The organism is Aquimonas sp. (assembly GCF_044377145.1).
Classification (GTDB): domain Bacteria; phylum Pseudomonadota; class Gammaproteobacteria; order Xanthomonadales; family Xanthomonadaceae; genus Aquimonas.
On sequence record NZ_JBILJQ010000140.1, the window covers coordinates 1 to 5,498 of the forward strand.

At 64.0% G+C, this 5,498-nt stretch carries 3 protein-coding genes; all 3 read right to left on the reverse strand.

Annotated elements, in window-relative coordinates:
• Positions 1 to 56: 56 nt before the first annotated feature.
• The 3 genes from ACIQ7H_RS21600 to ACIQ7H_RS21610 are packed head-to-tail and all read right to left on the reverse strand — an operon-like array spanning position 57 to position 5,307.
• The gene (locus tag ACIQ7H_RS21600; protein ID WP_395795461.1) at positions 57 to 2,963 is read right to left on the reverse strand and encodes an SUMF1/EgtB/PvdO family nonheme iron enzyme; all 2,907 of its coding nucleotides are present in this window, start codon (positions 2,961 to 2,963) and stop codon (positions 57 to 59) included.
• The gene (locus tag ACIQ7H_RS21605) at positions 2,963 to 3,931 is read right to left on the reverse strand and encodes an AAA family ATPase (RefSeq protein ID WP_395795463.1); all 969 of its coding nucleotides are present in this window, start codon (positions 3,929 to 3,931) and stop codon (positions 2,963 to 2,965) included. Before ACIQ7H_RS21605 ends, ACIQ7H_RS21600 begins: the two co-directional genes overlap by 1 nt.
• Positions 3,928 to 5,307, reverse strand: a complete 1,380-nt coding sequence (locus tag ACIQ7H_RS21610; protein ID WP_395795465.1) for a toll/interleukin-1 receptor domain-containing protein — start codon at positions 5,305 to 5,307, stop codon at positions 3,928 to 3,930. Before ACIQ7H_RS21610 ends, ACIQ7H_RS21605 begins: the two co-directional genes overlap by 4 nt.
• Positions 5,308 to 5,498 lie beyond the last annotated feature (191 nt).

Sequence of the window (5,498 nt, forward strand, 5' to 3'; positions counted from 1 at the left end):
GTTCAAGCTGCGGATCTGTCTCCACTTCGATGCCTGCCTTGCTCACTGAAACCTCCTCAAACCGCCCCACAATTGTTATCTATAAAAACCGAGAACAACTGTTGGGTAGGAGGTTGACACGTAGGGTTGGACCTCAGGACAAGACGAAAACCCAGGTAGCCGTCGCGGCTGTCGGGCTCGAACGCGTAGCGGTAGGCGGAGCGGCAGCCCCTGGCGTCGTAGAACCACGAACCGCCGCGCAGCGCGCGCGCAGCACCCACGGGACCCTCCGGGTCCAGCACCTCGGCATCCGAGTAAGTACGCAGCCCATCGCGGCACCATTCCATAACATTGCCATGCATATCAAACAGTCCCCAAGGATTGGCCGGAAAGGATGCCACCGGCGCGGTGCCGTGTTCACCGCCACCACGGCCAAAGAGATCTTCGCCCGAGTATCGAGCCTGCGTCGCGCGCAGCTCATCGCCGGTCGAAAAGGCCGTAGTAGTGCCGGCTCTGCAGGCGTATTCCCACTCAGCCTCGGTGGGCAGATCCGCGCTACACGCTTCGGGCAGCAGCGCCGACAGGGCCTGCAGCGCGCCTTGCACCTCGTCCCAACTAACGCTCTCCACAGGGCGTTGCGGATCGTCCTTGAGCGCACTGGGATTGTTTTGCAGCAGGGCTGACCAAAAGGCCTGCGTACACGGCGTATCCGCCAGCCAGTAGCCGCGCGAGAGCTGCACACGGTGGCGCGGGGCTTCATTCTTCGACCAATTGGCGAAGCTCTCATCCGTAATCCGCGCCCGCTCAGCGTCCGTGCTGCCCATCCAGAACTCGCCGGGGGCGATCCAGCGAAAGCGTTGCAGGGCCCTGCCCAGTTGAAGATCCGTGTAGATGCCGAACTCCTGGTCGACGCCGATGGCGTGGCTGAGCTTGACGCCTGCGGCCGCCTTGCCGCGGCGCGCTTCGTTCTGCCAGCGGCTCTGCGCCACGAACGAACCGGCCCTCCCGGCTTCGTCCGGGCCCAACGCATCGAATCGCTCCTGGCGCGTGCCCAAGGGCGGCGACAAGGCATACACGCCAGAGGCATCACGCCCGAACTCGTGCGCCCAGCTGGGGCGGGGGACTTCAGCCAGCTGAATCCGATGGCGCCGTGTCTGCACGCAAACGGGCTGCACGCGCGGGAGCAGCTCGACCGGGGCCGCTTGGGCGTGCAGTCGCGTGGAGGCGCGCTTGGCTTGACCGGAACGCGCCGCAGCCTTCGGTTCGATCACCAGCTCATCGGTCTCAAACGGCGCGCACAGCCTTTGCCCGGCCGGTAGCGCGTGACGCTCGGGCATCAACCACAGGCCAGCACCCCGCTGCGCCAAGTACACACGCGCTGCCCAACTCGAAAGTGGTTTGCGAAACACGTGGTTCGCGTCGAGCCCGGCAGGAATCTGATCGCTGTGCGTCAGCCGGTGCAAGGCGCCACCGAGCTCACCTTCTGCACTCCACCACTGTTGGTCGGGCGACAGGCGGTGAACGATGTCGAGGGCGTAGGCGCGGATGTCTTCTGCAGGCACATCGCCGGCGCCGGCCTGTGCCAGACGAGACAGCAAGTCGCGCGCCTCCTGAACGCGCAACTCCGTTTCGGCCGAATGGGCGGCGGGTGCTGCGTGGCTGTGCCACAACAGCCATTCCATGGCCGGCGTGGTCCGACCGCGCCCAGCGTGCTGCTGTTGCAGCGTGTCGATGGCGCTGCGCTGCAGGTCGGGCGAAATCTCGCGAAACGCGCGCCGATAGTCTGGCGCGTGCTCCGGGCACAGCGGTCGCGACAGCAGCGAAGTGCCGGCTGCTGCCGCACTCCAGGCCAGCCCCTCAGCGGCCGGCTGCGTCCGCAGCTCGGGATCGAGCAGCCGAAGCGCGCGCAGCAGCTCCGGCGCCACATGCACCGCACAGGAAGCCAGCACCAACAGGCGTTCGCGCGCCAGCCGCATGCGTTCATGCGCGCGCGCGCGCTGCTCGCTGTCGCACCAGCCCTTGCGCTGCACGCGCAGCATGTCGGTCAGACTCAGGTGATGCACCTGCGCCACGCGGGCCAGATCGGCCGACACCTGGCCCGGTGCGGTGGGCAGCCAGGCCACGACCTGCGCGCCCTGTGTGCGCCAGGCCTGAATGCGCCGCAGCCATTGCTGCTCGCACCACGGCGAGCTGGCCAGCGCGCCCAGATCCGACAACAGCAGCACCACGCCGCCGGCGAACCTGGGCGGGGCGGCGAGCCGCACTTGCCGGTACTTCGAGCGCGCCATCTGGTGCGCTTGCGCCACGTCGTCGTCATCGTTGGGCCGGCGCTTGTCCCAGCGCGACCACTCGCCGATGGATTCGTGCCGCGTGTACAAGCTGTGGTCGCCGCCGCGCAATCGCTCGATCAGCTGAAGCATCTGCACGCTGTCGTGCTCATACGGCATCAGCCGCTCAGCGTCGTCCCAGATCACCACCAGCGGCGTTGCCGGAATGCGCTCGCGCTTCAGCGGCAGCGGATCGACGCGCTGCCCACGCGACAGGCGCTGAACCAGCGCATCGACATCGATATCGCCCGCGATGGTCTTGCTGAGCGAGCGCCGCAGCGCCGGCCACAAACGTGGCGTGCGCACCAGCGGCAGGGGTGGCGGTACGCGAGCGTCCTCAGGCGGCAGCAACTGGGCACGCGAGACCGGCGCCAATTGACTTGCATCTGATGCGGGGACGCGCTCCACCTCGTCGACCCAGGCCTGAAACAGGCTCGCACGCAAGGGTGCTCTGGCGTCTTGCGGCACGGGTGTCTGAGCGTGCCCGATCTTTGTCTGCCCGAAGAGGGTCTGGTCTTCGTCTGCCGCCAGTTTCAGCGTCAATGAGTGCGATTTCAGTTGGTAACCGCACACGCTCGCCAGTCGATCAGACGCGCTGGCATCGGTCTGCGCCCAGGCCCGCAGCAGGTCCGCCCGGCCCAACGCTGGCGTACGCATCAGCTTGGGTCCGAGGCAATCGGATCGCGCGACTGTCGCCGCGGTGAGGGGCGTACGCTGTGCTTGAAATAGGCGTAAAGGCTCAGCTTTTCAATCAACTTCAACTGCGCTGCGGTGTCGCGCGCTGCCAAGTCGTGCAGCGCGGACAACAGATCCAGATACTCCGCCGCGCCCGGAGGCGGCAGATCGGCTTGCTTCATCGTGCTTCTATCGTCGATCAAGTCATCCGCTGCCAGCGCCAGCACCGTTTCGTGCATCGCTCTATCGCCGCCCGGATAGTGGGTGCGACCGCGCTCAATCAGCCAGCCTCGATAATCTTCCGGCGCCGCCAGGTTCAACACCACGCAGCGGCGGATGAAGGCTGCCGGCAGCTCGCGCTCCTCGTTGGTGGTGATGATGACCAGGGGCAACCGCGCATCAGGCCCGCCGAGTTGGAGCTTGAGCGGCGCAAACGCCAGCGAGCGTTGCCCCAGCAGCTCCAGCAAACTGTTCGGCAGATCGCTGTCGGCCTTGTCGATCTCGTCGATCAGGATCACATGGCCGTCGGGTTCAGCCACGGGCTGTGCGATTGGCGCTGAAACGGATTTGAAGCGCTCCGCGCCAGCCCAGTCGTAGGCGCGCCACAAGGGCCCGGGGCTCCAGTAGTCGGAATCCTCGCCGAGCTTCTGAGCCTGCGCGTCCGCCAAACGACGCACGGCGTCAAAGCGCGCGATCAGGTGTTCCGGGTCGAAGCGCGGGTGGATCGTCTCGCTATGCAACCTCCAACCAAGGTGCACCGCCACCGCGCGCGCAATCTGCGTTTTGCCGATGCCCGGCTCGCCGCGGACCAACAATGGCCGGCGCGCTGCCAGCGCCAAGGTCAACGCGTCGATCTCGGGCAGCGACCACCGATGTGCGCTGTACTCGTAGCGGCCGTCGGCGGGGAGCGGGGTGATGGCGTTGGGGGTGAGGCTCCGCAAGGCGTTCATGGGCTCAGGACCTTTTTGGCGATTTTGGCGGTAACGACATCGAGCTTCCCGACATTGCTGATCGTATTGAGCGGCGTCGTGCCAGCGGCGAACTGCAGAGATTTGAGTTCTTCATCCAGGTCCCAAGCGCAGTCTCCGAGTAGCACTGGCAAAAAACGCAGCAGCCCGCGCTTGGCCCGCGCGCGCAGCGGCGGAAGCTCATTCTGTTGAATATAGATTGAGTTCATAAAATGCCTGGACACCATCAGCACGGCCACGTCGGCTTGATTGATGGCTGATTGAATTTCATCATTCCAACGTTGACCCGCAGCGATCTCGCGCTCATCCACCCAAAGCCGGATCCTGCCCTGCCCTACAAGCACCCTCAGCTGCGCAATCAGATTGGCATTCCATTTCTGGTCGTCTTCTGCATGCGAATAGCTGAAGAACACGAAGGGGACTCCAGATCTATGCGCAGCTTCAGGCTCGACCACACGAGCGCGAACAGATTCAAGTATGTCCTGCAACTGATGTGGCAGGTCTGCTTCGACATCAGCCAGCAATGCATGGTCGAAGCTCGCATTCGGCCTGTCCGCGCCGTAGAAAAATGCGCTGACGTCCAGATAGCTCAACAACTCCAGTGCACCTGGTTCGCTCAAAATGCCCTTGGGATCGCCGTGCAGAACAGCGACCGCCGGGCGAATCCCGTGGCTCTTACCAAGCATCCGCAAGCGCACTTCCAACGTCTCAACGGACGGCATACTGCCGTCGAGCTTACGCCCCGCCATGCGCTGCTCGACGGCTGCAAGCTCTCTTCGAAGTGTGCCGTGCGGAACGTCTTTCCCCGGTTCGTGAACTTCAAAATCGGTGACGAGATTCTGCGGTTTCGCTTGGGCCTGGCCTGGGTCGATTTTGAGATAGAAGCCGCGATCCAGCAGGCACAAACCAAGGATAGCGAAGACGGTCTGATCGCTCGCTGCCAAAATCAGCGTCGCCTGGCTGGCAGCGGTCGTGCCGAGCTTCTCGAGTATTCGTGCCTCCGCACCAGCAAGGAACAGAAACGCCGCCAACTCGATGGCGCGATCATCGGGACGATGCGCTTGCCAAAGCACGTGCACCTCGGCACGTAGCGTTTCCACGAGGTTCAGACCACCGCCGCTTTCGCGCAGCCAAGCGCATAGGCTTTCGATGTCCTTGATTCGCGGGAGCGTTGCCAGCAATCGCTTCTCTTCAGCCGAGCCAGACACTGAGATGTATTCCAGCCGTCGCTTTACTTCGGTCTGCAGGCGCGTCAGCGGCGACGATGACGCTGCCTCCGCGGCGTTTTGAATTGGAGACGGTGTTGTGGATTGCATGGGCGAACCACCTTGAGTACGACTGCCATCTGCCTGATTCATTTGATACAGGGTCGTGTTCGGCGTGACCTGCGCGCCCGACTAGAATCTGTAGCGAGCGGTTCGAATGCGGAACGCGTCAACCCCTTTGAGACAGCCTGTTCACCAGATAGCTGTCATTCGTTCTCCTGAGTGGCGGATTCGCTCATGCTTGCGATCTCGTTGCTTCCGAGTTCACTGGGCAGGGTCACGAT

Bases quoted from the DNA above. Each gene is read 5' to 3' on its own strand.
- ACIQ7H_RS21600 (WP_395795461.1), bottom strand. From the start codon at position 2,963: ATGCGTACGCCAGCGTTGGGCCGGGCGGACCTGCTGCGGGCCTGGGCG.
- ACIQ7H_RS21605 (WP_395795463.1), bottom strand. From the start codon at position 3,931: ATGAACGCCTTGCGGAGCCTCACCCCCAACGCCATCACCCCGCTCCCC.
- ACIQ7H_RS21610 (WP_395795465.1), bottom strand. From the start codon at position 5,307: ATGAATCAGGCAGATGGCAGTCGTACTCAAGGTGGTTCGCCCATGCAA.